24 protein-coding genes are annotated in these 26,862 nt (G+C 69.1%); 13 read left to right on the top strand and 11 right to left on the bottom strand.

Going from position 1 to position 26,862, the window contains the following annotated elements:
• Positions 1–183 precede the first annotated feature (183 nt).
• Positions 184–1,956 (top strand): glucan ABC transporter ATP-binding protein/ permease, encoded by a 1,773-nt coding sequence (locus tag Y590_RS23915; RefSeq protein WP_060772041.1) that lies wholly within the window; start codon positions 184–186, stop codon positions 1,954–1,956.
• Positions 1,957–2,075: 119 nt separating this feature from the next.
• Here Y590_RS23915 and Y590_RS23910 read toward each other — a convergent pair whose 3' ends face one another.
• From Y590_RS23910 to Y590_RS23860, 11 genes are all read right to left on the bottom strand, one after another.
• Complete coding sequence (locus tag Y590_RS23910; protein WP_286161821.1) at positions 2,076–2,495, bottom strand: hypothetical protein; 420 nt, start codon at positions 2,493–2,495, stop codon at positions 2,076–2,078.
• 267 nt (positions 2,496–2,762) lie between these two features.
• Positions 2,763–3,494, bottom strand: a complete 732-nt coding sequence (gene pgl, locus Y590_RS23905) for a 6-phosphogluconolactonase (protein WP_060772039.1) — start codon at positions 3,492–3,494, stop codon at positions 2,763–2,765.
• Positions 3,491–4,483, bottom strand: a complete 993-nt coding sequence (gene gnd / locus Y590_RS23900) for a phosphogluconate dehydrogenase (NAD(+)-dependent, decarboxylating) (RefSeq protein ID WP_060772038.1) — start codon at positions 4,481–4,483, stop codon at positions 3,491–3,493. Before gnd ends, pgl begins: the two co-directional genes overlap by 4 nt.
• Before the next feature lie 117 nt (positions 4,484–4,600).
• Entirely contained in the window at positions 4,601–6,196 is a 1,596-nt protein-coding gene (locus Y590_RS23895; protein ID WP_060772037.1) for a c-type cytochrome, read from the bottom strand.
• A gap of 43 nt (positions 6,197–6,239) precedes the next feature.
• Positions 6,240–6,605, bottom strand: coding sequence for a hypothetical protein (locus tag Y590_RS23890; protein ID WP_060772036.1), 366 nt, complete (start codon positions 6,603–6,605; stop codon positions 6,240–6,242).
• A gap of 3 nt (positions 6,606–6,608) precedes the next feature.
• Positions 6,609–7,118, bottom strand: a complete 510-nt coding sequence (locus tag Y590_RS23885; protein ID WP_060772035.1) for a TspO/MBR family protein — start codon at positions 7,116–7,118, stop codon at positions 6,609–6,611.
• Positions 7,115–8,308: a geranylgeranyl diphosphate reductase gene (locus tag Y590_RS23880; RefSeq protein ID WP_060772034.1), complete on the bottom strand. Its 1,194-nt coding sequence runs from the start codon at positions 8,306–8,308 to the stop codon at positions 7,115–7,117. Before Y590_RS23880 ends, Y590_RS23885 begins: the two co-directional genes overlap by 4 nt.
• Positions 8,309–8,312: 4 nt before the next feature.
• Complete coding sequence (locus Y590_RS23875; protein WP_060772033.1) at positions 8,313–9,677, bottom strand: BCD family MFS transporter; 1,365 nt, start codon at positions 9,675–9,677, stop codon at positions 8,313–8,315.
• Positions 9,674–10,561: a chlorophyll synthase ChlG gene (chlG, locus tag Y590_RS23870; protein WP_060772032.1), complete on the bottom strand. Its 888-nt coding sequence runs from the start codon at positions 10,559–10,561 to the stop codon at positions 9,674–9,676. Before chlG ends, Y590_RS23875 begins: the two co-directional genes overlap by 4 nt.
• A 122-nt stretch (positions 10,562–10,683) precedes the next feature.
• The gene (ppsR, locus tag Y590_RS23865; protein ID WP_060772031.1) at positions 10,684–12,144 is read right to left on the bottom strand and encodes a transcriptional regulator PpsR; all 1,461 of its coding nucleotides are present in this window, start codon (positions 12,142–12,144) and stop codon (positions 10,684–10,686) included.
• Positions 12,145–12,171: 27 nt separating this feature from the next.
• Entirely contained in the window at positions 12,172–13,059 is an 888-nt protein-coding gene (locus Y590_RS23860) for a cobalamin B12-binding domain-containing protein (protein ID WP_060772030.1), read from the bottom strand.
• A gap of 256 nt (positions 13,060–13,315) precedes the next feature.
• Here Y590_RS23860 and bchF point away from each other — a divergent pair, with 256 nt between their 5' ends.
• From bchF to acsF, 12 genes are read left to right on the top strand one after another with little or no spacing between them, the layout of a single operon-like run.
• Positions 13,316–13,819: a 2-vinyl bacteriochlorophyllide hydratase gene (gene bchF / locus Y590_RS23855; RefSeq protein ID WP_060772029.1), complete on the top strand. Its 504-nt coding sequence runs from the start codon at positions 13,316–13,318 to the stop codon at positions 13,817–13,819.
• The gene (locus Y590_RS23850; RefSeq protein ID WP_060772028.1) at positions 13,816–15,084 is read left to right on the top strand and encodes a ferredoxin:protochlorophyllide reductase (ATP-dependent) subunit N; all 1,269 of its coding nucleotides are present in this window, start codon (positions 13,816–13,818) and stop codon (positions 15,082–15,084) included. The genes bchF and Y590_RS23850 overlap by 4 nt, the downstream gene beginning before the upstream one ends.
• A 5-nt stretch (positions 15,085–15,089) precedes the next feature.
• Positions 15,090–16,685 carry a ferredoxin:protochlorophyllide reductase (ATP-dependent) subunit B gene (gene bchB, locus Y590_RS23845; RefSeq protein ID WP_060772027.1) on the top strand — a complete coding sequence of 532 codons (1,596 nt, stop codon included), beginning with the start codon at positions 15,090–15,092 and terminating at the stop codon, positions 16,683–16,685.
• A complete protein-coding gene (locus tag Y590_RS23840; protein WP_060772026.1) occupies positions 16,660–20,388 on the top strand; it encodes a magnesium chelatase subunit H in 3,729 nt (1,242 codons plus the stop codon). The genes bchB and Y590_RS23840 overlap by 26 nt, the downstream gene beginning before the upstream one ends.
• A complete protein-coding gene (bchL, locus tag Y590_RS23835) occupies positions 20,385–21,278 on the top strand; it encodes a ferredoxin:protochlorophyllide reductase (ATP-dependent) iron-sulfur ATP-binding protein (protein ID WP_060772025.1) in 894 nt (297 codons plus the stop codon). Before Y590_RS23840 ends, bchL begins: the two co-directional genes overlap by 4 nt.
• A gap of 16 nt (positions 21,279–21,294) precedes the next feature.
• Positions 21,295–22,026, top strand: a complete 732-nt coding sequence (bchM, locus tag Y590_RS23830) for a magnesium protoporphyrin IX methyltransferase (protein ID WP_060772024.1) — start codon at positions 21,295–21,297, stop codon at positions 22,024–22,026.
• A complete protein-coding gene (locus Y590_RS23825) occupies positions 22,023–23,468 on the top strand; it encodes a BCD family MFS transporter (RefSeq protein WP_060772023.1) in 1,446 nt (481 codons plus the stop codon). The genes bchM and Y590_RS23825 overlap by 4 nt, the downstream gene beginning before the upstream one ends.
• A 13-nt stretch (positions 23,469–23,481) precedes the next feature.
• Positions 23,482–24,255, top strand: coding sequence for a photosynthetic reaction center subunit H (gene puhA, locus Y590_RS23820; protein ID WP_060772022.1), 774 nt, complete (start codon positions 23,482–23,484; stop codon positions 24,253–24,255).
• Between the two features lie 11 nt (positions 24,256–24,266).
• The gene (gene puhB, locus Y590_RS23815) at positions 24,267–24,971 is read left to right on the top strand and encodes a photosynthetic complex putative assembly protein PuhB (RefSeq protein ID WP_060772021.1); all 705 of its coding nucleotides are present in this window, start codon (positions 24,267–24,269) and stop codon (positions 24,969–24,971) included.
• A 15-nt stretch (positions 24,972–24,986) separates the two neighbouring features.
• Positions 24,987–25,457 carry a photosynthetic complex assembly protein PuhC gene (gene puhC, locus Y590_RS23810; protein ID WP_060772020.1) on the top strand — a complete coding sequence of 157 codons (471 nt, stop codon included), beginning with the start codon at positions 24,987–24,989 and terminating at the stop codon, positions 25,455–25,457.
• Positions 25,458–25,474: 17 nt separating this feature from the next.
• The gene (locus Y590_RS23805) at positions 25,475–25,771 is read left to right on the top strand and encodes an O2-dependent cyclase accessory protein (RefSeq protein ID WP_003600930.1); all 297 of its coding nucleotides are present in this window, start codon (positions 25,475–25,477) and stop codon (positions 25,769–25,771) included.
• A complete protein-coding gene (gene acsF / locus Y590_RS23800; protein WP_060772019.1) occupies positions 25,768–26,862 on the top strand; it encodes a magnesium-protoporphyrin IX monomethyl ester (oxidative) cyclase in 1,095 nt (364 codons plus the stop codon). Before Y590_RS23805 ends, acsF begins: the two co-directional genes overlap by 4 nt.

Raw genomic sequence — 26,862 nt, 5'->3', positions numbered from 1 at the left:
GGAACGGGCTGTTCGCCGTCATGTGCCGTTCAGGGGGGAAGAGCCATATCTTCCCATGCCGATTGCCCGGGGGTGTCTGCGCGGAGAACCGCAGCCCCCCGGTCGGCCGGCGCCGGGTCCACCCGGTTCCCAACGGCAAGATCCCCACGGCTGCGGCCGGACGGGGCGGGGAGCGAAAACACGATGTCGATGATTCGCCTCTATGCGCGGGTGCTCGGCCTATTGGCAGCGGAAAAGCGTCTGGTCGGCGGCCTGATCGCGGCCAACGTCGCGCTCGCGGTCGCGGCCTTCGCCGAACCGCTCATCATGGGCCGCATCATCGACGGCCTGACTCACCTCTCCAAGGACGCGCCCGCGACCGCGCTGGCGCCGTGGATCGTCGCATGGGTCGTGTTCGGCCTGTTCACCATCGGTGCGGGGGTCGCGATCGCTCTGCATTCCGACCGGCTCGCCCATCGCAACCGCCTCTCGACCATGGCGAACTTCTTCGAGCACGTGCTCGAACTGCCGATCGCCTTCCATTCGTCCAACCATTCCGGCCGCGTGCTGAAGGCGATGCTGGAAGGCACGAACGCCATGGCCTGGGTCTGGCTCAACTTCTTCCGCGAGCACTTCTCCGCGCTGCTCTCCGTCGGCGTGCTCCTGCCGCTGACGCTGTTCGTGAACTGGCGTCTCGGCGCGATCCTCGTCGTGCTCGTCCTCGTCTTCACGGCGCTGGCGAGCTACGTCATGCGCCGGACCGAGACGCTTCAGGGCGAGGTCGAGCAGTTCCAGTCGGGACTGGCGGCCCACGCTTCCGACGCGCTCGGCAACGTCGCGGTGATTCAGTCCTTCACCCGTGCGCGCGCCGAGAAGGAGGCGATGCGCACCATCATCCACGACCTGCTCCGCGTGCAGATTCCGGTCCTGTCGTGGTGGGCGCTGGCGAACGTCGCTACCCGCGCCTCCGGCACGCTGACCATGACCGCGATCTTCATCACCGGCATCGCCCTGCACCAGAAGGGTGCGGCCACGGTCGGCGAGATCGTCGCCTTCATGAGCCTCGCCACCATGCTCGTGACCAAGCTCGACCACGTCGTGACCTTCGTGAACGGCGTGTTCATGCAGGCTCCGAAGATGCGCGAGTTCTTCGAGGTGTTCGACACCGTGCCGACCGTCCGCGACCGGCCGCATGCCAAGCAGGTCGCCCGGTTCGAGGGCGAGGTGACCTTCGACGACGTCGCCTTCTCCTACGACGGCCGCCGCAGCGCGCTCGACGGCGTTACCTTCGCCGCCCGCCCCGGCGAGACCGTGGCGCTCGTCGGCACCACGGGTTCGGGCAAGTCCACGACGCTGGGCCTGCTGCACCGGACCTTCGATCCCGATGCAGGCGCCATCCGCATCGACGGGATCGATATCCGCGACATCGGCCTGTCGAGCCTGCGCCACAACATCGGCGTCGTCTTCCAGGAGCCGATGCTGTTCAACCGCTCGATCCGCGAGAACCTCCAGGTCGGCCGCCCCGACGCGACCGATGCCGAGATGCTTGATGCCCTCGATCGCGCTCAAGCCAGCGAGTTCATGGCGCGCCAGCCGGATGGACTCGACACGATCATCGGCGAGCGCGGCCGGTCGCTGTCCGGTGGCGAGCGCCAGCGCCTCTCGATCGCGCGGGCACTGCTGAAGAACCCGCCGATGCTGATCCTCGACGAGGCGACCAGTGCTCTCGACGCGGCGACCGAGCGCAAGCTGCAGCAGGCGCTGGAGACGGTGATGGAGGGCCGCACCACCTTCGTGATCGCCCACCGCCTCGCCACGATCCGCAACGCCGACCGCATCCTCGTGTTCGAGAACGGCAAGATCGTCGAGGCCGGCGATTTCGACGAACTGGTCGCTCTCAACCAGCGCTTCGCCGCGCTCGCCCGGGCTCAGTTCATGGCGGCCGAGGCCGAGGACGACATGCCGATGGCCGCCTGAGGCGAGCCGGACTCGAATGAAAGATCCGGCGGGTCGAAGCGCCGGACACGGGACCTCCCACACGAATTCGCCCCCGCTCGCGTCGCGATCGGGGGCGTTTTTGTTCTCGGGCTCGGGTTTTACGGCCTTGCAGGAGCCCGCGTACTCGTGCGGGAGGGGTTCTCCAGCACCGGAACCTGCATCGCGTCGAACGTCGACTCGTCGAGTTCCAGAACCGGCAAGGTACCGAGTTCGGCCGGAAGGGCAGCGACGGGTTTCGGAGCCGGTGCAGCCGCCACGGAGGCGGCCCGCGGCCTCTCTTCGGAAGCCTCGACAGCAGGCGACGCCGAGGACGGCGTCTCAACCGCAACCGGCTCGGGCGCCGGCGCGACCTGCGGTGACAGCGCGGCGCCGACGATGCGGACAGGCTGCGAGACGTCCGAAAGCGACTCGGCAACCGGCGCAGCGGTGATGTGAGGCGCGTCGGCGGGGCTCGAACGGATCTGCGATGCGATCGCCCAGGTCGCGACGAGCGAGAGGCCCACCACGCCGACGCTCACCGCCCAGACCGGCCTAGGGCCGCGCCGTTCGACCGACTTCAGTGGCCCCGGCAGAATACGGCCACGCCGCAGAACGGGGCGCGGCTGACGCAGCTGCGGCCAGGGATCCCGCAAGGCGGCGTGTTCGGCTCCTACCATCGGAGTACTCCGGTTGAACGAGGGTCGGCCGTTCATACACGGGTAAGATCGACGTCGGAAATGAGGCGTATGCGCCGGCCGCAGAGGGCGTGTCGCGGCCGGTCAGCGGGCGAACCGTTCCGCCGCGGGTCAGGCTGCGGCCGCGTCGCGATCGACATACCATGTCACGCGCCCGGCACTCTCGACATGCCGCGCCGGCAGATCCTCGCCGTCGGCGAGCCGTTGCAGCGGCTCGCGCTTGCCTGCGCCGTTGACGAGAAACAGCACCGAGCGAGAGGAGGCCAGAGCCGGAAAGGTCAGGGTGATGCGTGGCACGAACGGCTCCATTCCCGCCTCGGGGACCGGCGCGACCCAGGCCGTGCGCTCGGCGACGGCCGGCTTGCCTGGAAAAAGCGAGGCGGTATGGCCATCGCTGCCGAGGCCGAGCAGCACGAGATCGAACAGCGGTCGTTCCGGATCGAGCTCGCCAGCCCCGTAGAAATCGCGCAGCGTCTTCTCGTAGGCGCGGGCGCCGGCCTCGGCTCCGTGATCGGAGGGAATGAAGTAAAGATGCGTCGCCGGCACCGGCGCGGCATGGCCGAACGCCTCTCGAACCATGCGGACGTTGCTCAACGCATCGTCCCACGGCACCACCCGGTCGTCGCCGAAGAACCAGTGGATGCGCGTCCACGGCACCCGCTCGACAAAGCCGGGAGAGGCCAAAAGCGCGTAGAGCCGCTTCGGGGTCGAGCCGCCGGAGAGGCAGATCGCGATGCGCTCCCCCTCCGCACTCTCGGCCATCGCCACCAGATGCTCGGCCGCCGCACGGGCCGTCGACTCGGCATCCGCCATCAACTCGGTGTTCGGGGGCAGCGAAATCATGGGGCGGGCCCCCGGCGCGGCGGCTCTTTATGGCCTCCGAAGCCCTGACGCATCGCCGAGAGAAGCTTGTCGGCGTAGCTCTCATCCTCGCGTGAACGGAAACGGCGGTAGAGGGCGCTGGAGAGGACGGTGGCCGGCACGGCCTCCTCGATCGCCGCATTGATGGTCCAGCGGCCCTCTCCGGAATCCTCGACGTAACCGGAGAATCCTTCGAGTCGCTCGTCGCCCGCCAGGGCGGCGGCCGTCAGATCGAGGAGCCAGGAGGAGACCACGCTGCCCCGCCGCCAGACCTCGGCGATGTCGCCGAGATTGAGCTCGAACCGGCGCGCCTCGGGAATCTCGGGCGCGTTGGCATGGCGAAGGATGTCGAAGCCCTCGGCATAGGCCTGCATCAGGCCGTACTCGATGCCGTTGTGGATCATCTTCACGAAGTGCCCGGCGCCGCTCGGACCGGCATGGATGTAGCCCTGCTCGGCGCGCGGATCGCGCGCCTCGCGGCCGGGCGTGCGCGGGATCTCGCCGAGTCCCGGCGCCAGCGTGCGGAAGATCGGGTCGAGCCGATCGACAGCATCCTTGTGGCCGCCGATCATCATGCAGTAGCCGCGCTCGAGCCCCCACACGCCGCCGGACGTGCCGACATCGATATAGTGGATACCCTTGGCGTCGAGGTCGCGAGCCCGACGCACGTCATCCTGATAGAACGAGTTGCCGCCATCGATGATGCAGTCGTCGGCACTCAAGAAGCCGCCCAGCGCGGTCACCGTCTCCTCGGTGATCTGGCCGGCCGGCAGCATCACCCAGGCGGTGCGCGGCGCTTCGAGCTTGGCGGCAAGATCCTCCAAGCTGGAGGCGGCCGTCGCCCCCTCGGCAACCAATGCTTCGACCGCTTTCGGATCGCGGTCGTAGACCACGGCCGTGTGGCCGTCGCGCAGGAGGCGGCGGACGATATTGCCCCCCATCCGGCCGAGGCCGATCATGCCGAGTTGCATAGGCGCGCACTCCCATCGGGGACTATCGGGATCCGTCGTGCGATCCCTCGCGGTTCACCCTTCGCCCGTTAGGGAAGGGTGACCGCACCTGCCAATGGTAGGGCGTAAAAACCGGAATCAAGGCTTCGGCGGTGTCACCCCCGAGGCCGGCGGCTGGTCGGGGCTCGCTTCCGCCCGCTTCTCCGGATTCTTGACCTGGCTGTAGGCAACGTTGCCGAACGAGCCGATGGTCGCCGACCAGGGCAGCGGCTCCGCATCCTTGTCGCTGCGATTCGCCTTGCAGAAGGCCGAGAGCAGGCCGTTGACCACGCCGTCGTCGCCAGCCTCGGGCGCGGCGGCCTTCACTTTCGGTGCGATGCGGGCGAGGACCGGAACGAAATCGTTCGGCTTCAGCCCCTTCAGCGCGTCGCCGCCCGTGGCCTCCTCGATACTGGCCTTGAGCCCTTCGTTCTCGATGGTCGAGCAGGGCGCGTTGCCGGCCAACATCGTCTTGATCTTCCCACGCGCGGTCGCGACAACACCCGACTCGGCCACGACCGGAGCCTTGTTGCCCCAGGAATTGCGGATGTAGTCGGTGACGTCCTTGATCTGCTGGTCGGTCATCTCCTGGCCGATGGCCGGCATCGGCGCATAGCCGCTCTGGGCGGCGAGACCGCCGAGGATCACGTTGATGATGGTCTCGGGGCCGCCGGACTGGATCGAGGTGTTGCCGGCCAGTGCCGGAATCGCGCCCTCGACGCCCTTGCCGTCCGGACGGTGGCAGGAAGAGCAGTAGGTCAGGTAGGTGTCCGCCCCGGGCGCGCCCGGCTGGTTGAAGGCCTGAAGATCCTTCTCCTTGTAGGTCTGCCTGGCGGGAATCGTGCGCAGATAGACGACCATCGCCTTCAGGTCGGCGTCGGTCATCTTGGAGAGCGATTCCTCGATGGTCTGGCGCATCGGTCCGGCGGCCACGCCCGGCCGGTTGCCGGGGGCCGTACCGGTCTTGAGGTAGCTGACGACCTCCTCGTCGCTCCAGGCACCGATACCCTGATGCCCGTCCGGGGTGATGTTGGGCGCGTACCAGCCGTCGATGACGCCGCCGCCGAACCGGCCGGCCAGGCTCGAATTACCCACAAGCTTGCGCTCGTTGTGACACATGCCGCAATGGCCGAGGCCTTCGACGAGATACCCGCCGCGATTCACCTCCGCGCTGGCTTTCGGATCGGGCTCGAAACGCCCTTCGGTGAAGAAGGCGGTGCGCCACGTGATCAGGGCGGTGCGGACGTTGAACGGGAAGGGGATCTCGTTGTCCTCCCGCTTCTCCTTCACCGGCGTCAGCGACTTGAGGTAAGCAAAGATCGCTTTCGTGTCGTCGTCCGAAACCTTGGTGTACCAAGAGAAGGGAAAGGCCGGGTAGAGATACTCACCCTCGTCACCGATGCCGTGACGGAACGCCTTTTCGAAGGTCTCGTAGCTCCACTTGCCGATGCCGGTCTCGTCGTCCGGCGTGAGATTGGGGGTCTTGATCGCCCCGATCGGCGTATCGAGCTTATAATTGCCGGCCATGAACTTGCCGCCGGCCTTGGTGTGGCAGGCGGTGCAATCGCCCGCCGTCGCCAGGTATTCGCCGCGCTTGATCAGATCGGCATCCGCCTCCTGCGCATGAGCCGTGCCGACCGAGAGGAGGGCGGCGACGGCGAGCCAACCGGAGCCCAAGGCGGTGAGGCGTGTCATGAACCCGATCTCCAGATGTCGAAGGCCTCGATGAAGCGTCGTTCTAAGTCATCGGCGGACGCGCACCGAACGTTCGCCACTTTTGGTTGTTCCCTGCCAACGTGTCACAGTCCGGCGAATCCGTCGCTCCGTCACGACGAAAGCGGATCACCATTTCGGTGAGATGCGCGGCCAGCGCCGCGGCCATCCAAGCCGCGACGCCGGGCCATGCCGCGCCGGTGAGCGCCGCCCGCAGGGCCAGCATCAGCGCCGCGCCGGAGGCGAGGTTGCTCAGCAGCGGCCCCGGTGCCGGGCCGCGGCCCCAGCGGGCGCGCACGGCGAGCAGCAGCAGCGCCTCCAGGGCCACCAGCACGAGGATGGCATCGACGATCCGCCCGGAGGCGAAGAGCGGTGCGAAGAACCCGTCCACGGATCACGCGCTCCCCAAGCGCGGCCCGAAGCGCGGATTGAGCCGGACGATCGTGAGGTTCAGGCATGCGGCGACGCTGACCCAGGCGAGGTAGGGAAGGTTGAGCAGGGCTGCAGGCGTCGAGACCTGACCGATGGTGACCATCACGGCGAGGATGGAGAGCCACAACAGCAGCACCTCGGCGAAGGCCCAATCGGGCCGACGCAGCCGGAAGAAGATCACGCTCCAGGCAATGTTGAGCACGCCGTTGACGGCGAGGACCGCAACCAGCCGGCCCCGCGCGGCCGGGTTCGGATCACCGTTCCAGGCGATGATCGCGGAGACGGTGGTGAGAGCGAAAATCACGGTCCAGACCGGCCCGAAAGCCCAGTCCGGCGGCTTCCAGCCGGGGACGCGCAGGCGGCGATACCAAGCGTCCGTCCGGGTCGCGACTCCGCCCGCCACCGCGACGGCGAGCGCCACGAGGGCGGCGACGACAGGCGGTCCCCAGCCGCCGACCAGCAGGCCGCTCACGGCGAGACCCAGCGGAACAGGTGCGCGAGATCCTTGACGAAGATCCGTGCATGCGCGGCGGGTTTCGCGCGCACCAGTTCCTTGTTCATGTAGGAGTCCCAGGTGAGCTGTTGGACGTCCTTGTCCTTGCAGATCGAGACGAAGCGCTCCCGCAGGTTGTCGCTGCGATACCAGACCCACTGCATCATCCCGAGGATCCAGAAGACGCGTCCGTGCAGCCGCATAAACCGCTTTCGCGCCTGGGCGAGGGCGCGAGCGTCGCCGGTCGCGAGGAAGGCGCCCGCCGCCTCCGCGGCAAGGCGGCCGCCGAGCATCGCGTAGTAGATGCCCTCACCGGAAGCCGGCGCGACGACGCCCGCCGCATCGCCCGCGAGCAGCACGTCGCGTCCGTTGTCCCAGCGCCGCAACGGCTTGAGCGGAAGCGGAGCGCCCTCCCGGCGGATCGTCTCGCAGGCATCGAGGCCGGTATCGGCGCGCAGATCGCGGATCGCCGATCGCAGGGAGAAGCCCTTTCGGGCGCTGCCGGTGCCGACGCTGACGGTCTCGCCGTGCGGGAAGATCCAGGCGTAGAAATCCGGCGAGAGGCGGCCCTGGTAGTAGACGTCGCAGCGTGCGCCGTCGTGCCCGGTATCCGCGGGGCGACGGACGATCTCGTGATAGGCGAAGACCTGTCGCATCCGGGCATGCCCCGGAATTTCGGCGCGTCCGACGCTGGAGGTCGCACCGTCGGCACCAATAATGAGGCGAGCCCGCACCTTGTGCTCCTCGCCGCCTTTGCCGGAGCGGTAATGCACTATGGCGGAACCTGCACTTTCGCGGGTGATGCGTTCGAACAGGCCGTCGCGCAGATCCGCCCCGGCAAGCGCTGCTCGCTCGCGCAGATACGGATCGAAATGCTCGCGATCGACCATGCCGACGAAGCCGTCGCCGACCGGCATGTCGACCGAGCGCGCGCTCGGCGCCACCATCCGGGCACACCGGATACGGGCGACGAGGAGCGCGTCGGGAATCGCGAAGTCGCGGATCAGCCGCGGCGGAATCGCACCGCCGCAGGGCTTGATCCGCCCCGCCTTGTCGAGGAGCAGCACCCGCCGCCCGGTGGCGGCGAGGTCGGCGGCCGCGATCGCCCCCGCGGGGCCGCCCCCCACCACCACGACGTCGAAGGTTTCGGAAGCGTCGTGGTCTGCCATGGTGTTACCGCGCCTCGAAGCCGGGGTTGAGCTGGAAGGAGGCCGTCTCGGTCAGCGGGTTGCGCCGCCGGCCGACGGTGACGTGCTCGACGCGCAGGCTGATCAGCAGGGCGACGAGGAAGAGGATGCCTTCCGCCGCGAACACCGCCGCGTAGGCGTAGACCGGTTCGGAGGCGACGAGGCGGGCGAGATCGACCGCGAGCGTGCCGAGGAAGCCGCCGACACCGAAGGCGACGCCCTGCGCCGCACCCCAGACGCCCATGCGGGTGCCGCGCTCGGCCTCGCCGCCGCGCCCGGCCAGCGCCATCATCGATCCGATCGCCGACACGGCGTAGACGCCGTTGCCGAAGCCGAGGCCCGCCACCGCCGCGCGTAAGGGGAAGTCGGGCCCGAGCGGTCCGCCGGCAGCGATCGTCCCGAGCGCCAGCGCCGAGAGTCCGCAGCCGATGGCCGTCCAGAGCTTCAGCGAACCCAGCACCGGACCGCCGATGAACACGGTGACGCCGGCCACGAACAGCATGCCGGCGAGCACGCCGCCGTGCTGAAGCCCGGCGAGCTTGGTCGTCGCTCCCGGCGACATCGCGAAGACGAGGCCGGCATAGGGCTCAAGAATCAGTTCCTGCGCGCTGTAGGCGAGCATGGAGACGAAGATGAACAGGGTAAAGCGCCGGGCCGCGGGCTCGGCCAGCACCTGTGCCAGTACCGCGCGGAACAGCGGCTTCGTCTCGGCCCGGCCGGCGGCGGCTTCGGGGCGGCGCGGTTCGATGCCGGCCACCGCCAGCAGAGACACGGCGAAGGCGACGAGGGAGACGGTGCCCGACACAGCGACGAGCCGCGCGCCCGAGAACGGATCGAGGAAGTGGCCGGCCAGCGGCGCGGTGACGGCGAATCCGGCGATCATCATCACCCAGACGATGGTGGCCGCCGCGCCCCGGCGCCCGGCTTCCACCCCGGTCGCGAGGAGGACGAGGAGCGAGGTGCCCGCCGCACCCGCACCCATGCCGACGAGCAGGAAGGACAGGACGGCGAGTGCGAGGCCGGCGGCGAGGTGACTCGCCGCCAGCGCCGTCGCCGCCGCGGCACCGAAACCGCCGAGGCAGAGTGCGGCCATGCCGCCGACGATCCACGGCGTCCGCCGCCCCCCGACATCGGAGCCGTAGCCCCAGCGCGGACGCAGCACCTGCGTGGCGTAGTGCAGGGCGACGAGGACGCCGGGCACGATCGCGGGCAGCGCCAGTTCCACCACCATCACCCGGTTGATGGTCGATGTCATCAACACCACGACCGCTCCGAGCGCGGTCTGGACGAGGCCAAGCCGAACGATCTGGAGCCAGGAGAACGATCGAGAGACGGCGGGCGTACGGGTCATGGCGCCAGCCCTTGCACGAGCGGGCGCAGGGCGAAAGCCGAGGCCAACATGCCGAAAACGTAGAGCGTCGTGCCGGTGCCGTTGTACCAAGCGGCGCGGGCGCGGGGCGCTTTCAGGAAATGCGTCATCAGGGCGAGCTGCCCCACCAGCAGGGCGCCGATCAACGCGGCATGCCAGGGACGTTCCCAATGAAGGAGGAGCGCGACCACCACCATCTGCGGCAGGGCCATGACGAGGCAGGCGAAGCGCGCCGCACGATCGGAGCCGAGCTGCACCGGCAGCGAGCGCAGGCCCATTGCCCGGTCCCCCTCCACCGACTTGAAGTCGTTGAGCGTCATGATGCCGTGCGCGCCGACCGAGTAGAGCAAGGCGACGAGAAGCACCCGCTGATCAGGCATCGAAGCGGCCATCACCGCGGCGCCGGTGAACCAGGGTAGCCCCTCGTAGCAGAGCGCCACCGCCGAATTGCCCCACCAGCCGTTCTGCTTCAGCCTGAACGGAGGCGCCGAGTAGATCCAAGCGAGCACGAGGCCGAACAGGGCGGCGCCGAGGATCCAGGGTCCGAGCATCGCGGCGACGACCAGCGACAGGACTGTCCAGCCTGCGGCGAGATACAGGCCCCACCGGCCGGGAATGCGCCCTGAGGGTATCGGCCGGTTAGGCTCGTTGATGGCATCGACATGGCGATCAAACCAGTCGTTGGCGGCCTGGCTCGTGGCGCAGACCAACGGCCCGGCGAGAAGCACGCCCGCGGCGATGACCAGCCACTGCCCGGATGGCGTCTGGCCGGAGGAGACGACCCCGCAGCCGAACGCCCACATCGGTGCGAACCACGTGATGGGCTTGAGAAGCTCGACGATGGCGCTCGGCGCGGGCGTTGCCATGCTCGAAAGCTACCGGCGCCCAGCCGCATGTGTCAATCAAGCTTTACACACGAGCCAAAATAAGATCGCGATGTCACCCGTTTTTGACTGATGCATTATAGCGCCGGTCGCCGGGGAATGACCTAAGAGGTCAACTCAGGGTCGTTGCCGTCGAGATCACCGATGCCGTAGCGGCGCATCTTCGCGTAGAGACCCTGACGGCTCAGGCCAAGCATCTCCGCCGCCGAAGCGCGGTTGTCGCGCGTGATTCGTAAGGCGGCCTCGATGCACAGCTTCTCGATGAGGTCGGTCGTCTCGCGCACCAGGGCCTTCATGGAGACGCGCCCGACGAGCTCGGTCATCTGTTCGACCGAGCGGGGCAGGTCGTGCCCGCCGCCGGCGTGAACCGGGGCCGCCCGCCGCGGTGTCGCGCGGACGGTGAAGCCGAAACAGGGCTGATCGGCGTGAGAGGTGGAGACGGCGGCGACCTCCACCTCCTCCATGGAGCCGTATTGGCCGCGCATCGCCGTCGAGAAATGGCGCACCGAGCCGTGGTCGCGCAGCATCGCGAACAGCGCGAGCGCGTCCGTTTCCCCACGGCCGAGCCAATTGTCGAGGGTTCGGCCGCGGACCTGCTCCTCGGTCGCGTGCTGGGTGAGATCGAGGAAGGCGGTGTTGGCGGTGAGGATACGGCGCGCGGCGTCCGTGACGACGAAGCCCTCCGGCATCCGCTGGATGATGTCGAGCGCGCCACGTCCGAACTCGACGCGCTCCGGCGCTGCCGGAACGAGTGTGGCGAGGCGCAACAGCACCGAGGTCGCGCCCTCACCGCGGAACAGGGAGGCCGAGACCCGGACGTCGCCCCGGCCGCCGGCCAACGGCGCGACGAGATCCGTCGCCTGCCCGGTGACGCGCAGGCCGGCAAACAAGCTCTGCAAGTCCCGCAGGCTGCCCGCGTCGAACAGGTCGGCCGCGTCCTGGCCGATCACGCGTTTCTGCGGTCGGCCGAGCAGCCGCATCGCCGCCGGGTTGATCTCCGTCACCCGCCGTGTGCCGGAATCAACCACGAGAACCGGCTCGCCGGAGAGCTGGAACAGCAGCTTGTAGCGGGTCTCGGCGGTGCGCAGGCGGTCGTAATCCCGCTCCAGCGCCTGCTGCGTCTCGGCCAAACGCCGCTGAAGCGCCGCGATCGTCCGCAGATCCTGCCCGACCACGATGATCGGCCCATCCTTGCGCGGACGGAGCGTGGCGTAGCGAATCGGCAGGTCCGTGCCGGTGGGAGAGGGGTGGTTGACCTGCCGCCAGCGGGTCATCGTACCGGGCGCCGCATCGCGCAGCAGCGCATCGATCTTCGGCCGGCTCTCGATTGTGACCGTGTCGATCCAGGGCTTCCCAAGCCAGGATTCGATGCCCTGTCCCTCAAGATCGGCCCGGCCGGCCATGGTATCGCGAACGATACCGTGATGATCGACCACGAGGGAGAGATCGGAGGTGGCAGCAATCAGCAACCCGGCCGCCTCGCCATCGAGGAGACCGGCTGCCTGTTGCAGCGCCGGGGTGGGGCGCCGGGGAGAAGGGCTCGCCAAGCTGCTCAAGGTCAACACTTCGTGATGGCGCTGAAAGCGCCCTTATCAACAGGCTCGCGTCCGCATTTCAAGCAAGCTTTCCGCAATGAGCGGTGCAAGACGCCCATCTTCCGCTGTGCCATCCGCGCCAACAAGGCGGACGTGATCAGGATTCCGGACGAAATAGGGGCCACCGACCAGGACCTTGATCCGCGTATTGCACGAAGCGGCCCGCAACGCACGAATCCGATCCGTGAGGGCGGGCAAGAACACGTCGCAGGACAGGGTCAGCCCAAGGATGTCGAACCATTCCATGCGGACGAGATCCGCCGCGTCGAGGCTCGAATGGGCGCCGGTGGTGGTCACGTCCCACCCCGATTCGCGGAAGATGGTCGCGACCAGCGACAGACAGAAAACATGCGTCTCGCCCGGACCCGGCAACAAGAGGATGCTGCGCCCTGCGGGATCGACCGCGTCGTTCTCCAGCCGCGCGCACAGTTCGCGCGTCGCCGCCTGGAGGCGCCCGAGAGCAACGGTGACGTCCACGAAATCGCAGGTATCCTCCTCCCAGAGCCACCCGAGATGCCGTGCCACCGGCGCCAGCAGATCGACCAGCATCCCTTCGAGGGTCAGCCCCTCGTCGAGGATGCGCAGGAGATGGGGCGCGAGATCCGTGTCCGTGCGGGCGAGCAGCAGGTCGCTGAGCCGCTGGACTTCGTCGGGTGTCGGCCGGTGCCCGACGACCGCCGGCCGAGGCGTCGCCCGTTCACGGTGAGCCAGCATCAGTCGAGGCAGGATCTCCGCCTCGACCACGCTCGCCAATTGTCGGCGCATCCCGAGTCCGTCGGGCTGCTGCTCGAACGCCGAGGGTACAAGCGGCTCGGCCACGACACCGCATTCCGGTGCCACAGCGGGAAATTCGAGACGCTCGCCGAAATGCCTCCAGTCGCCCATGGGCGTCTCCCTGAGGATGCGGCTCTGTGGATGCAGCGTGCAATTTAATTCGCTGATCGGCACCAGGGCAACGGACGCGTGTATCCCAACGATACGCTTCCGCCGAGGATTGGCAATCCCCGGTTCCGTCCAAGTCGGCGGAAATGTAATTTGGAACGAGCGTCAAGTTGGATTGACACTTTTGGGCGGCCAGGCCTAGGTTCGGGGCATCGAGGTCTCCGAAGACGGGGCCGAAGGACGAGCGAGGGCGGACGCCATGCGTCAGCACCAGGGCCGGCAACAACCGCTCTACACGAGCGCTCAGCGTCAGCGGCGCGACGCGTCGCGCTGGACGCTGGTGCAGGGGATTCTGGCTCCGCTGCAGTTTCTCGTCTTCGCGGTGAGTCTCGGCCTCGTCCTGCGCACGCTCGCCACGGGTGAGGGCGCGGCGGCCGCCAACGCCTCCGTCGTCGTCAAGACCCTCGTACTCTACGCGATCATGGTCACGGGCTCGATCTGGGAGAAGGTCGTGTTCGGCCGCTACCTGTTCGCGCCGGCCTTCTTCTGGGAGGACGTGTTCAGCATGCTCGTGCTGGCGCTGCACACGGCCTATCTCGCCGCACTCGGCCTCGGCTGGCTCGATACGCAGGGATTGCTGGTCCTCGCGCTCGCCGCCTACGCCACCTACCTCATCAATGCCGGCCAGTTCCTCCTGAAGCTCCGGGCGGCGCGGCTCGAAACCCCGGCCAACCTCTCTTTCGCAGGTGAGGTGGCCCGGTGAACGCGCACGCGCCCCTTCCCGCCACCGAGTGCGGCGTCTCGGTGCGCGCCGAGCACGGCCAGCGGGCCGTGTTCTGCGGCCTCACCGGAATCGTCTGGCTCCACCGGAAGATCCAGGACGCGTTCTTCCTCGTCGTCGGTTCGCGCACCTGCGCCCACCTGATCCAGTCGGCAGCGGGCGTGATGATCTTTGCCGAGCCGCGCTTTGCCACCGCCATCATCGACGAGCGCGATCTCGCCGGCCTCGCCGACATGAACGAAGAACTCGACCGGGTGGTGACGCGGCTGATCGAGCGACGTCCCGACATCCGGCTGCTGTTCCTCGTCGGTTCCTGTCCCTCGGAAGTCATCAAGCTCGACCTGTCGCGGGCAGCCCAGCGACTGTCGCGGCGGCTCGCCCCGGACGTGCGGGTGCTGAACTATTCGGGCTCCGGCATCGAGACGACCTTCACGCAGGGCGAGGATGCCTGCCTCGCCTCGCTCGTGCCGGAACTGCCCGAGGCGGCGGCAACGGATGAACTCCTCGTCGTCGGCGCGCTCGCCGACGTGGTCGAGGACCAGTTCGCCCGGTTGTTCTCCGATCTCGGCATCGCTGCCCGCTTCCTGCCGGCGCGACGGGCGGGCCAGATGCCCCCGGTCGGACGCGGCACGCGCTTTCTCCTGGCCCAGCCCTTCCTCGCGGACACCGCGCGCGCCCTGGAAGAGCGCGGAGGTCAGCGCATCGCCGCCCCGTTCCCGCTCGGTGCCGAGGGCACGACCGAGTGGCTTCGCGCGGCGGCCGAGGCCTTCAGCGTCGATGCCGCCCGCTTCGAGGCGGTAACGGCGCCGGGCCTGCGCCGTTCCCGCCAGGCCCTGGCCGCGTACGCCGAAAAGCTCGCCGGCAAGCGGGTGTTCTTCTTCCCCGATTCACAGCTCGAAGTGCCGCTCGCCCGCTTCCTTTCGCGGGAGATGGGCGCCGAACTGATCGAGGTCGGCACGCCCTATCTGCATCGCGGCCACCTCGCCGCCGAACTCGAATGGCTCCCCAGCGGCACCGCCGTGGTGGAGGGCCAAAGCCTCGACGACGGGCTCGACCGCTGCCGCGCCGCCCGGCCGGATCTGACCGTGTGCGGCCTCGGCCTCGCCAACCCGCTCGAGGCGGAGGGGCTGACCACGAAGTGGTCGATCGAGCTGCTGTTCACGCCGATCCAAGGCTACGAGCAGGCAGGCGACCTCGCCGAATTGTTTGCGCGCCCGCTCGAGCGGCGCACCCGGCTGGAGGTGTAGCGGCCATGCAGCTCACCGTCTGGACCTATGAGGGACCGCCACATATCGGCGCCATGCGGGTCGCCACCGCGATGGAGGGGCTGCACTACGTGCTGCACGCCCCCCAGGGCGACACCTATGCCGACCTTCTCTTCACGATGATCGAGCGGCGCGCCAAGCGCCCGCCGGTCACCTACACCACCTTTCAGGCTCAGGATCTCGGGCGCGACACGGCCGCGATCTTCAAGGATGCGGTCGCCGCCGCCTACGCGCGCTTCCAGCCTCAGGCAATGATCGTCGGCGCTTCCTGCACGGCCGAGCTGATCCAGGACGATCCGGGCGGCCTCGCCAAGGCGCTCGACCTGCCGATCCCGGTGATTCCGCTGGAGCTGCCGGCCTATCAGAAGAAGGAAAACTGGGGCGCCTCCGAGACCTTCTACCGGCTGGTCCGCGCCCTGGCGGGATCGCCGGCCGAGCGTTCGCCTCGCGAAGGGCGGCGCCCCGCCTGTAACATCCTCGGCCCCACCGCCCTCGGCTTCCGCCACCGCGACGACCTGATCGAGGTCCGACGCCTCCTCGACGGCCTCGGGATCGCGGTAAACGTGGTTGCGCCGCTCGGTGCGACGCCCGCCGATCTCGTCCGGCTCGGCGAGGCCGATTTCAACGTCGTGCTCTATCCCGAGGTGGCGCGCAGCGCCGCGCAGTACCTCGAAAAGACGGTCCAGCAGCCCTTCGTCGATGTGGTGCCGATCGGCGTCGGCGCGACGACGCGTTTCGTGGAAGCGGTGGCGGCCCTTGCCGGCGTCGATCCCGCGCCGGTCCTCGCCGACGCGCCCTCGCGTCTGCCCTGGTACAGCCGGTCGGTCGATTCGACCTATCTCACGGGCAAGCGCGTCTTCGTGTTCGGAGACGCCACCCACGCGCTGGCCCTTGCCCGCGTCGCCACGCATGAACTCGGCTTCAAGCTCGTCGGGCTCGGCACCTATACCCGCGAGTTCGCCCGCGAAGTCCGGGCGGAAGCGGCGCTCAACGGGATCGAGGCGACGATCACCGACGACTACCTCGACGTCGAGGCGGCGATCCAGGCGGCGGCCCCCGAACTCGTGCTCGGCACGCAGATGGAGCGCCACATCGCCAAGCGGCTCGGCATCCCCTGCGCGGTGATCTCGGCGCCGATCCACGTCCAGGACTTTCCCGCCCGACACTCGCCGCAGATGGGGTTCGAGGGCGCCAACGTCCTGTTCGACACCCTCGTACACCCCCTGATGATGGGGCTGGAGGAACATCTCCTCGGGATGTTCCGCGAAGATCCCGAATTCCACGATGGCGCCGCCCCGTCTCATCTCGGCCGCGGGCCGAGCGGGACGGCGGGCGCCGTGGAACGGGCGCCGAAGACTCCCCCCCTCGCATCGGCGCCCGTTCCATCCCCCATCCCAATCCCCGGCGCGGATACGGTCCGCACCGCGCCGTGGGCGCCCGATGCCGAGAAGGAACTGAAGAAGATCCCGTTTTTCGTGCGCGGGAAAGCCCGCGCCAACACCGAGCGATTCGCCCGAGAGCGGCAGCTCCCGCTCATCACTCTCGAGACCCTTTACGATGCCAAGGCGCATTTCGGCCGATAGGCCCACCATTCGCGTCGCCATCGTCACGCTCGACAATCATTTGGCGAGCGCGGTGGAACGGGCGCGCCTGCGGCTCGCGGCGGAGATGCCGGGGCTCACGCTGAGCTTCCACGCCGCCGCGGAGTGGGAGACGGACAAGTCCGCGCTCCGGGCTTGCGAGGCGGAGATCGCGCGGGCCGACATCGTCCTCTCGGCGATGCTGTTCCTCGACGAGCACGTCCGGGCGATCCTGCCGGCGATCCTGGCGCGCCGCGAGAGCTGCGACGCGATGATCGGTTGTCTCTCGGCCTCCGAGATCGTGCGCACGACCAAGCTCAACCGCTTCGACATGAGCGGGACCAAGCGCTCGGCCCTCGACTTCCTGAAGCGGCTGCGCGGCAAGCCGGGCGCGGAGGGCAACGCCGCCCGGCAGATGGCGCTGGTGCGCAAGCTGCCGAAGATCCTGCGCTTCATCCCCGGCTCGGCGCAGGACGTGCGCGCCTATTTCCTTACCCTGCAATATTGGCTCGCGGGCTCGGACGAGAACGTGGCGAGCCTCGTGCGCTTCCTCGTGCAGCGCTACGCCGCCGGCCCCCGCGCCGTGTGGCGGGAGATCGCCGCGGCGCCCGCGCCCCAGCATTATCCCGAGACCGGCCTCTACCATCCGCGGATGGCCGACCGCGTCGGCGAAAGCCTGTCCGCCCTGCCGACCATGCCGGGCGCCAGGGGCCGCGTCGGCCTGCTGCTGATGCGCTCCTACGTTCTGGCCGGCAACACGGCGCATTACGACGGCGTCATCGCCGCTCTGGAGGCCAAGGGTCTCTCGGTGGTGCCGGCCTTTGCCGCCGGCCTCGACAACCGCCCCGCGGTGGACGCCTATTTCACGGTGAACGGACGGCCGGCGATCGACGCCCTGGTCTCGCTCACCGGGTTCTCGCTGGTCGGCGGCCCGGCCTACAACGACGCGGCGGCGGCCGAGACGACGCTGGCGCGGCTCGACGTGCCTTATCTCGCGGCCCACGCGCTGGAATTCCAGACGATCGAGCAGTGGGAGGCGGGCAGCCGCGGCCTGTCGCCGGTCGAGGCGACCATGATGGTCGCGATCCCCGAACTCGACGGCGCCACCGCGCCGATGGTGTTCGGCGGCCGTTCCTCGGCCTCCGGCCCCGGCAATGCCCGCGACATGCGCGTGCATCCCGAGCGCGCCGAGCGGCTCGCCGCCCGGATCGATCGGCTCGTGTCCCTGCGGCGCCGGCCGAAGCGCGAGCGGCGCCTGGCCGTCATCCTGTTCAACTTCCCGCCGAATGCCGGCGCCACCGGCACGGCCGCCTTCCTCTCGGTCTACGCCTCGCTGCTGAACACCCTGCGCGGCCTCAAAGCCGAGGGCTACGACGTCACCGTGCCCGATAGCGTCGATGCGCTGCGCGAAACGATTCTCGGTGGCAACGCCACCCGCTACGGCACGCCGGCCAACGTCCACGCCCGCGTTTCGGCCGAGGATCACGTCCGCCGCGAGACCTACCTGGCCGAGATCGAGGCACAATGGGGCCCGGCGCCCGGCCGCCACCAGAGCAACGGGGCCGACATCCTCGTGCTCGGCGCGCAGTTCGGCAACGTCTTCGTCGGGGTGCAGCCCGCCTTCGGCTACGAGGGCGACCCGATGCGGCTGCTGTTCGAGCAGGGCTTCGCGCCGACCCACGCCTTCAGCGCCTTCTACCGCTGGCTGCGCGAGGATTTCTCGGCCGACGCCGTGCTGCATTTCGGCACCCACGGCGCGCTCGAATTCATGCCCGGCAAGCAGGCCGGATTGTCGGAGTCCTGCTGGCCCGAGCGGCTGATCGGTGCGCTGCCGAACATCTACCTCTACGCCGCCAACAACCCGTCCGAGGGCACGATCGCCAAGCGGCGCTCCGCCGCGACGCTCGTGAGCTACCTCACGCCGAGCCTCGCCGCCGCCGGGCTCTACCGCGGCTTGAGCGACCTCAAGGCTTCGGTCGAGCGCTGGCGCGGTCTGGAACCGGAAGCGACGGCCGAGCGGACGGCGCTCGCCGTGGTCATCCAGGCACAGGGCGCGGCCGTCGATCTGGTCCCGGCCGAGCCCGCCTGGGAGGGCAATCCCGCACCGCACGTCGCCGCGCTCGCCGCCGCCCTGTTCGAACTCGAGCAGACGCTGATCCCGCACGGCCTGCACGTGATCGGCCAGGGGATGGGCTGCGAGGAACGTGTCGATCTCCTGCTCGCCCTGGCGGAGGCATCCCACGGGCTGAAGCCGGCCCGCGCCGGGATCGAGCTCCTGATCGAGGGTGCGTCCCTCAACGAGGCACTGGCCGCCGCGGGCCTGCCCGCCGACGAGACCCGCCGGGCCGCCTTCGCCGACCTCGCCCGGATCGATGCCGACCTCGCCCGCGACAGCGAGCTGCCCGCACTGATGCGGGCCCTCGACGGGCGCTTCGTGGCCCCGGTCGCGGGCGGTGACCTGCTGCGCAATCCCGGTATCCTGCCCACGGGGCGCAACCTGCACGGCTTCGACCCCTACCGCCTGCCCACGGCCTTCGCGCTGGCCGACGGCGCCCGCCAGGTGGCGCGGGTGCTGGAGCGTTACCTTGAGGAAGGGCGTGCACTTCCGGAGAGCGTCGCGCTCGTCCTGTGGGGCACCGACAACCTGAAGAGTGAGGGCGGCCCCATCGCCCAGGCGCTGGCGCTGATCGGCGCGGCGCCCCGCTTCGATGGCTACGGCCGCCTCGCCGGGGCCGAGTTGATCCCGCTCGAACAACTCGGCCGTCCGCGCATCGATGCGGTGGTCACGCTCTCGGGAATTTTTCGCGATCTTCTGCCCTTGCAGACCAAACTCCTCGCGGAAGCGAGTTTTCTGGCGGCCAGCGCGGACGAGCCAGCCGACAAAAACTTTGTGCGCAAGCACGCCCTGGCGATCCAGGCCGAGCAGGGCTGCGACTTCGAGACGGCGGCCCTACGGGTCTTCTCCAATGCGGAGGGAGCCTACGGCGCCAACGTCAACCATCTCGTCGAATCCGGCCGCTGGGACGACGAGGACGAACTCTGCGAGACGTTCTCGCGCCGCAAGAGCTTCGCCTACGACCGGTCGGGCCGTCCGGCGCCCCGGCGCGACCTGATGAAGGCGGTGCTGTCGCGGGTCGATCTCGCCTACCAGAACCTCGATTCGGTCGAACTCGGCGTCACATCGGTCGATCACTATTTCGACGGGCTCGGCGGCATGGGCCGGGCGGTGGCCCGCGCCCGCGGCGAGGCGGTGCCGATCTACATCAGCGACCAGACCCGCGGGGAGGGGCGCGTGCGCTCGCTCGACGAGCAGGTGGCGCTGGAAACCCGCACCCGCATGCTGAACCCGAAATGGTACGAGGGCCTGCTCGGTCACGGCTACGAGGGCGTGCGCCAGATCGAGGCGACCCTGACCAACACCGTCGGCTGGTCCGCCACCGCCGGCGCGGTGCAGCCCTGGATCTACGAGCGCATCACCGAGACCTTCGTCCTCGACGACGTGATGCGCGACCGTATGGCGACGCTCAACCCCACGGCCTGCGCCAAGGTCGCCAGCCGCCTGATCGAGGCTCACCGCCGCGGCTTCTGGACTCCCGACCCGGCGATGCGCGACGCGCTCGACCGCGCCGAGGAGGAACTGGAGGACCGGCTGGAGGGCGTCACGCCCGGAGCCTTGCCCAGGATCACCGCAGGAGTCGCGGCATGAACATCGCCATCCGAAATCCGGTTCCCGTCCGCCGCGAGGAGGGCAGCCTTCAGGTCGGGCTCGACCCGAACGACCGGATCGACACCGCCAAGGTCTTCGCCGTCTATGGCAAGGGCGGCATCGGCAAGTCGACCACCTCCTCGAACCTCTCGGTCGCCTTCTCGAAGCTGGGCAAGCGCGTCCTGCAGATCGGCTGCGATCCGAAGCACGACTCGACTTTCACACTCACCAAGCGTCTTGCGCCGACCGTCATCGACGCGTTGGAGGCCGTGAACTTCCACTCCGAGGAGCTGCGCGTCGAGGATTTCGTGGTCGAGGGCTATAACGGCGTGAAATGCGTCGAAGCCGGCGGACCGCCCGCCGGCACCGGCTGCGGCGGCTACGTCGTCGGGCAGACGGTGAAGCTCCTCAAGGAGCATCACCTTCTGGAGGATACCGACGTCGTCGTGTTCGACGTGCTCGGCGACGTGGTGTGCGGCGGTTTCGCCTCGCCGCTCCAGCACGCCGACCGCGCGCTGATCGTCACCGCCAACGACTTCGACTCGATCTTCGCGATGAACCGCATCGTCGCGGCCATCCACACCAAGTCGAAGAATTACGGCGTGCGGCTCGGCGGCGTCATCGCCAACCGCTCGGCCAAGACCGACGAGATCGACCGCTTCAACGCAGCGGTGGGCCTGCGCCGCCTTGCACACTTCCCCGACCTGGACGTGGTGCGGCGCTCGCGCCTGAAGAAATCGACGCTGTTCGAGATGGAGCCGACGCCGGAGCTGAAGGCCGTCACCGACGAGTACATGCAGCTCGCCGAGACGCTCTGGTCCGGCGCCGACCCCTGCGAGGCGGTTCCGATGAAGGACCGCGACCTGTTCGAATTCCTCGGCTTCGACTGATCTCGGGACGCGATCGATGAGCACGCCCTACCTCACCCGCCGCTCCCAACTCGAGACCTACTTCGACCGCACCGCGGTCGAGGCATGGTCGCGCCTCACCTCCGACGCGCCGGTCTCGAAGATCCGCGCCACGGTGCGGGCCGGGCGCGACACCATGCGCGCGAACCTGCTCGGCTGGCTGCCGGCGGATCTGACCGGCCTGCGCCTGCTGGATGCCGGCTGCGGCACCGGGGCGCTCGCGGTCGAGGCCGCGCGCCGGGGTGCCGAAGTGGTGGCGATCGACGTCTCGCCGACGCTGGTCGGGCTCGCCCGCGAGCGCCTGCCCGCGATCCCCGGCCCCGGCTCGGTCACGTTCCGGGTCGGCGACATGCTCGACCCCTGGCTCGGCCGCTTCGACCATGTCGTCGCGATGGATTCGCTGATCCATTATCAGGCGCCGGACATCGTCCGGGCGCTCGCCGAACTGTCGCTGCGCACCGATGGCAGCCTGCTCTTCACCGTCGCCCCGCGCACGGCGCTGCTGACGCTGATGCACGCGGCCGGCAAGCTGTTCCCGAAGGCCGACCGGGCTCCGGCCATCGTGCCGATCACGGAGAGCGGCCTGCGGCGGCGCATCGCCGGAGAGCGGGCGCTGGCCCGTTTCGCCGTCGAGCGGACGCAGCGGGTGAACAGCGGGTTCTACCTCTCGAACGCGATCGAGCTGCGCAGGGATGCGTCGCCCGCGAGCGAGACCGGGGCCGCTCGATGAAATCCGGCCTCGCCATCACCCAGGCGCTGCTCCGCCTCGGCCCGGCGATCCTTCCGTTCGCCGATGCGGCGACGAAGGAGTTGCCGCTCGGGCGCCTGATGCGGCTCGCGCTGTTTCAGGTCACGGTCGGCATGGCCGCCGTGCTGCTGATCGGCACGCTCAACCGGGTGATGATCGTCGAGCTTGCAGTGCCGGCCTGGATCGTCGCGGTGATGCTGTCGCTGCCACTCCTGTTCGCCCCCCTGCGGGCGCTGGTCGGCTTCCGCTCGGACACGCACCGCTCCGTGCTCGGCTGGCGGCGGGTGCCCTACATCTGGTTCGGCACGCTGCTGCAATTCGGCGGGCTGGCGATCATGCCGTTCGCCCTCCTGATCCTGTCGGGCGATACCACCGGTCCGCTCTGGGTCGGCCATGGCGCGGCCGCGCTCGCCTTCCTGCTCGTCGGCGCGGGGCTCCATACCACCCAGACCGTCGGGCTGGCGCTGGCCACCGACCTCGCCCCGGCGCATGCCCGCCCGAAGGTGGTGGCGCTCCTCTGCGCCATGCTGCTGGCCGGCATGATGGGCAGCGCCGTGCTGTTCGGGCTGGCGCTGGCGAATTTCTCCGCGGTCCGCCTGATCCAGGTGATCCAGGGCGCGGCACTGGTCACGATCGTGCTCAACGGCATCGCCCTGTGGAAACAGGAGCCGCGCGATCCGCACCGCACCGAAAGGGCGGCGCCGCGGCCGAGCTTCTCCCAGTCCTGGCGCGGCTATGCCGGGGAGGGCACCGCGCGGCGGCGGCTGGCGGCGATCGCGCTCGGCACCGCGGCCTTCTCGATGCAGGACATCCTGCTCGAACCCTATGGCGGCCAGATCCTCGGCCTGACGGTGGCCCAGACCACGGCGCTCACCGCCATGCTCGCGGCCGGCGGCGGGCTGGGGCTGATCGCGGCGGCGCGCTGGCTCAACCGCGGCGGTGACCCCTATCGGGTGGCAGCGACAGGCGCGGTGATCGGCATCGCCGCCTTCTCGGCGGTGATCTTCGCAGCACCCCTCGCCTCGGCCCGGCTGTTCGCAGCGGGGGTCACGCTGATCGGCATCGGCGGCGGATTGTTCGCCCACGGCACGCTCACCGCCTCCATGGCCAAGGCCGGGCCGGACGATACCGGCCTTGCGCTCGGCGCCTGGGGCGCGGCGCAGGCCACCGCCGCCGGCCTCGCCATCGCCGCCAGCGGCATCCTGCGCGATCTCGGCGCCGCCGTGGCGCAATCGGGTGCGCTCGGCGAGGGCATGAACGAGCCGGCGATCGGCTACCTCATCGTCTACCACGTCGAGATCGCGCTGCTGTTCGCCACGCTGGTCGCGCTCGGCCCGCTCGTACGCGCGGACGCCCCCGGTTCCATCCGTCCGGACGAGCGGTGTTCCGGTTCGTTCGACCCCCTCGTCAACCGCCCCACCTGATCGGAGGCCTGCCATGCCCAGAGGCGAGATCACCGGTTACATCGATGTCGCGCAGGTCACGCTCTACGCGTTCTGGATCTTCTTCGCCGGCCTGGTCTTCTACCTGCGCCGGGAGGATCGCCGCGAGGGCTATCCGCTGGAGAACGAGGCGGCCGGCCGGCTGAAGAGCCCGGACCCGATCCTGATCCCGATGCCGAAGGCCTTCCACCTGTCGAGCGGCCACACGATGTACGCGCCGCAGACCAACATCGCCTACGACTCGAACGTGCCGAGCGCCCGCCGCGAGGTCTTCCCCGGCGCGCCCTACTTCCGCACCGACACGTCGCTGCAGGCCGGCGTCGGCCCCGGCTCCTGGGTTCCGCGCCACGACGAGCACGACCGGACCTGGGACAACGAGTACCGGATCGTCCCCCTACGCGTCGCCGACGCCTTCGTGGTCCACGAGGACGGACCGAACCCGATCGGCATGCCGGTCTTCGGCGCCGACCGGCAGGTCGCCGGCACCGTCGTCGATCTCTGGCTCGATCGCGGCGAATCCTTCGTGCGCTACTACGAGGTCGAACTCGGTGCCGGCGGACGCCGGGTGCTGATGCCGGTGACCTTCTGCACCACCGGCCGATTCTCCCGCACGGTGAAGACCGAGGCGCTGCTGGCGGCGCAGTTCGCCGACATTCCCGGCACCAAGGATCCCGACTCCGTCACCCTGCTCGAGGAAGAGCGGATCATGGCCTATTTCGGCGCCGGCACCCTCTACGCCTCGCCCGCTCGCCAAGAACCCATTTTCTGAGGGCCGATCCTATGAGCGACTCCGACTTCCTGCCCGAAGGGACGTTGCGGGGCCTGCCCGGTCCCCTGCCGCCGGGCGAGCGCATCCTGTGGCGCGGCGCCCCGAGCCTCTCCGGCGTGTTGCTGCGCGCCTTCCACGCCAGGCTCGTCATGGTATGGTTCGCCAGCACCGCCACGGTGCTGGCCATCGGTGCCGCCGCGAGCGGGGGGCCGACGCGGGCGCTCGCCGTGGCGGGCCCGACCCTGCTGATCGGCGTTGCGGCGCTCGGGCTGCTGAGCTTCCTCGCTTGGCTCGTCCACCGCACCACGGTCTACACGCTGACCGACCGGCGCATGGTGCTGCATGTCGGCATCGCCCTGCCGATCACCCTCAACCTGCCGCTCACCCGGATCGAGTCGGCGGGATTGCGGCTGTTTGCCGACGGCACCGGCGACATCCCCCTGCGCCTGCCGCCGGGCGAGCGTGTCGCCTACCTGCATCTCTGGCCGCATGCCCGGCCCTGGCGGGTGAGCCGGCCGGAGCCGATGCTGCGCTCGGTGCCCGAGGCCCGGAGCGTGGTGGACCTGCTCGCACCGGCGCTCGCGGCACAGATCGAAGGTTCGGCCGAGAGAGTCGGTGAAGGACCTGCCAAAGGTCCGGCGCGCACCGTGGAATCCGCCGCGACCGGGCGTGCGAGCGCTGCCCCCGGCCGCCTCGCGACCGCCGGTGCCCGATAGCCGAGAGTGAGACCGATGCCCGTCGAGCTGAACTTCCGCCGTCCGCCGCAGAAGCCGCAATCCCAGCGGCCGGCGCTTCTGGCCGTCGCGGCCCTGCTCGCGGTGGCGATTTTCGCCGTCGCCCTCGGCCGCGGCCAGGAGACGGAGCCGCAGACACCGGCAGCCCACCCGGTTCAGACGCTGGCCTTCCACGCCGAGGACCAGCCGGATGGCGCCATCGACCTGCGCGAGGCCAGCGACGGGAAACTGGTCGCCCGGATCGAGCCCGGGCAGGACGGCTTCATCCGGGGCACGCTGCGGGGGCTCGCCCAGGCCCGGCAGCGGGAAGGCCTGAGCCGCGAGCCCCCGTTCACCCTCACGCGATTCGACAACGGGACGTTGTCGTTGGAGGATGGGGCCACCGGGCGGCACGTGCCGCTGCTGGCCTTCGGCCCTTCGAACGCGAAGGCCTTCGCCCGCCTGCTTCCCGGCACGGAGCTGCGGTGATGGGAGAGGGGGCGGACATGGCCTGGATCGGCAAGACGGTCGTCGAGGTGCCCTGCACCGTCGAGATCGAACAGACGCCGGAGAGCCTGCACGCGCATGTGACGCTCGATGGCGGGTTCGAGATCGAGCCCGGCGACGAGGTCCAGGTTCACGATGCGCCGACCGAGGTGCCCTACGGCGAGCGCCTCACCGTGCGCCGCACCGCCACTGTGACCCGCGCAGGCCGGCTGGAGCGGGCCTGGACCAAGCTGATCGCCCATCTCGAGCTGACCGAGCTCTACGAGGTGAGCTTTTCCGAACGGAGGAAGCTGTGAACGCCAACGTTCAGCCCCAACCGGCGACGGGAGTTCCGTTCCCGCGCCAGCCGCTCAACGAATCGACCAAGAGCGCGCAGCAGACGACCTTCCTGAGCCCGCGCTTCTACACCACCGATTTCGATGAGCTCGACCGCACCGATGTCGAGCCCGTGCGGCGCGAGTGGGACATCCTGATCGAGGAGTTGCGCTCGGACCCGAACAAGCGCCACTTCGTGCGCAACGAGGCGTTCGACTGCGACCTTGCCGACATGGACCCGGAGCTGCGCAAGGAGTTCCTCGACTTCCTCGTCTCCTCGATCACCGCCGAATTCTCGGGCTGCGTGCTCTACGCGGAGATGCGCAAGCGCGCCAAGAACAAGGACATCAAGGAGCTGTTCGGCTTCATGAGCCGCGACGAGGCGCGCCATGCCGGCTTCATCAACGACACGCTGAAGGATTTCGGCGTCGGCGTCGATCTCGGCTTCCTGACGAAGGCGAAGAAGTACACCTTCTTCAAACCGAAGTTCATCTTCTACGCGACCTACCTGTCCGAGAAGATCGGCTACGCCCGCTACATCACGATCTACCGCGAGTTGGAGCGGCATCCGGAGCGGCGCATCCACCCGATCTTCAAGTGGTTCGAGAAGTGGTGCAACGACGAGTTCCGCCACGGCGAGGCGTTCGCGCTGCTCATGCGCGCCAACCCGAAGCTGACGACGGGGATCAACCGCTACTGGATCCGCTTCTTCCTGCTGGCGGTGTTCGCGACGATGTATGTCCGCGACCATTGCCGACCGGCCTTCCATAAGGCGCTCGGGGTCGATCCGACCGACTACGACTTCAAGGTCTTCCGGATCACCTCCGAGATCTCGAAACAGACCTTCCCGATCACCCTCGATCTCGACGATCCCCGCTTCAAGGCGGGGCTCGACCGGCTGCTGGTCTGCGCCGACAAGATCGCCGCCGCCAAGGCGGAAGGAGGCCTGTCGGGCAAGCTGAAGCACGGCGCCCAGACCTTGGTCGCGGCGGCGACCTTCGCGCGGCTCTACCTGCTTCCGGTGAAGCAGAACGCGATGCCCGCCGACATCCGCCTCGATCCGGTCTGGTAG

Origin of the sequence: Methylobacterium sp. AMS5 (assembly GCF_001542815.1) — a bacterium.
Lineage (GTDB): Bacteria > Pseudomonadota > Alphaproteobacteria > Rhizobiales > Beijerinckiaceae > Methylobacterium.
The sequence above is the reverse complement of the archived record's forward strand: the minus strand, read 5'-3'. Positions and strand labels throughout refer to the sequence as shown.

What these genes read in the sequence shown, in the direction of transcription:
- puhA (WP_060772022.1), top strand. Translation starts at nt 23,482, where the DNA reads ATGCCCAGAGGCGAGATCACCGGTTACATCGATGTCGCGCAGGTCACG.
- Y590_RS23915 (WP_060772041.1), top strand. Translation starts at nt 184, where the DNA reads ATGTCGATGATTCGCCTCTATGCGCGGGTGCTCGGCCTATTGGCAGCG.
- bchM (WP_060772024.1), top strand. Translation starts at nt 21,295, where the DNA reads ATGAGCACGCCCTACCTCACCCGCCGCTCCCAACTCGAGACCTACTTC.
- chlG (WP_060772032.1), bottom strand. Translation starts at nt 10,561, where the DNA reads ATGGCAACGCCCGCGCCGAGCGCCATCGTCGAGCTTCTCAAGCCCATC.
- puhC (WP_060772020.1), top strand. Translation starts at nt 24,987, where the DNA reads ATGCCCGTCGAGCTGAACTTCCGCCGTCCGCCGCAGAAGCCGCAATCC.
- bchB (WP_060772027.1), top strand. Translation starts at nt 15,090, where the DNA reads ATGCAGCTCACCGTCTGGACCTATGAGGGACCGCCACATATCGGCGCC.
- Y590_RS23860 (WP_060772030.1), bottom strand. Translation starts at nt 13,059, where the DNA reads ATGGGCGACTGGAGGCATTTCGGCGAGCGTCTCGAATTTCCCGCTGTG.
- Y590_RS23825 (WP_060772023.1), top strand. Translation starts at nt 22,023, where the DNA reads ATGAAATCCGGCCTCGCCATCACCCAGGCGCTGCTCCGCCTCGGCCCG.
- puhB (WP_060772021.1), top strand. Translation starts at nt 24,267, where the DNA reads ATGAGCGACTCCGACTTCCTGCCCGAAGGGACGTTGCGGGGCCTGCCC.
- Y590_RS23895 (WP_060772037.1), bottom strand. Translation starts at nt 6,196, where the DNA reads ATGACACGCCTCACCGCCTTGGGCTCCGGTTGGCTCGCCGTCGCCGCC.
- gnd (WP_060772038.1), bottom strand. Translation starts at nt 4,483, where the DNA reads ATGCAACTCGGCATGATCGGCCTCGGCCGGATGGGGGGCAATATCGTC.
- Y590_RS23840 (WP_060772026.1), top strand. Translation starts at nt 16,660, where the DNA reads ATGCCAAGGCGCATTTCGGCCGATAGGCCCACCATTCGCGTCGCCATC.
- Y590_RS23875 (WP_060772033.1), bottom strand. Translation starts at nt 9,677, where the DNA reads ATGACCCGTACGCCCGCCGTCTCTCGATCGTTCTCCTGGCTCCAGATC.
- Y590_RS23880 (WP_060772034.1), bottom strand. Translation starts at nt 8,308, where the DNA reads ATGGCAGACCACGACGCTTCCGAAACCTTCGACGTCGTGGTGGTGGGG.
- Y590_RS23805 (WP_003600930.1), top strand. Translation starts at nt 25,475, where the DNA reads ATGGCCTGGATCGGCAAGACGGTCGTCGAGGTGCCCTGCACCGTCGAG.
- pgl (WP_060772039.1), bottom strand. Translation starts at nt 3,494, where the DNA reads ATGATTTCGCTGCCCCCGAACACCGAGTTGATGGCGGATGCCGAGTCG.
- bchL (WP_060772025.1), top strand. Translation starts at nt 20,385, where the DNA reads ATGAACATCGCCATCCGAAATCCGGTTCCCGTCCGCCGCGAGGAGGGC.
- bchF (WP_060772029.1), top strand. Translation starts at nt 13,316, where the DNA reads ATGCGTCAGCACCAGGGCCGGCAACAACCGCTCTACACGAGCGCTCAG.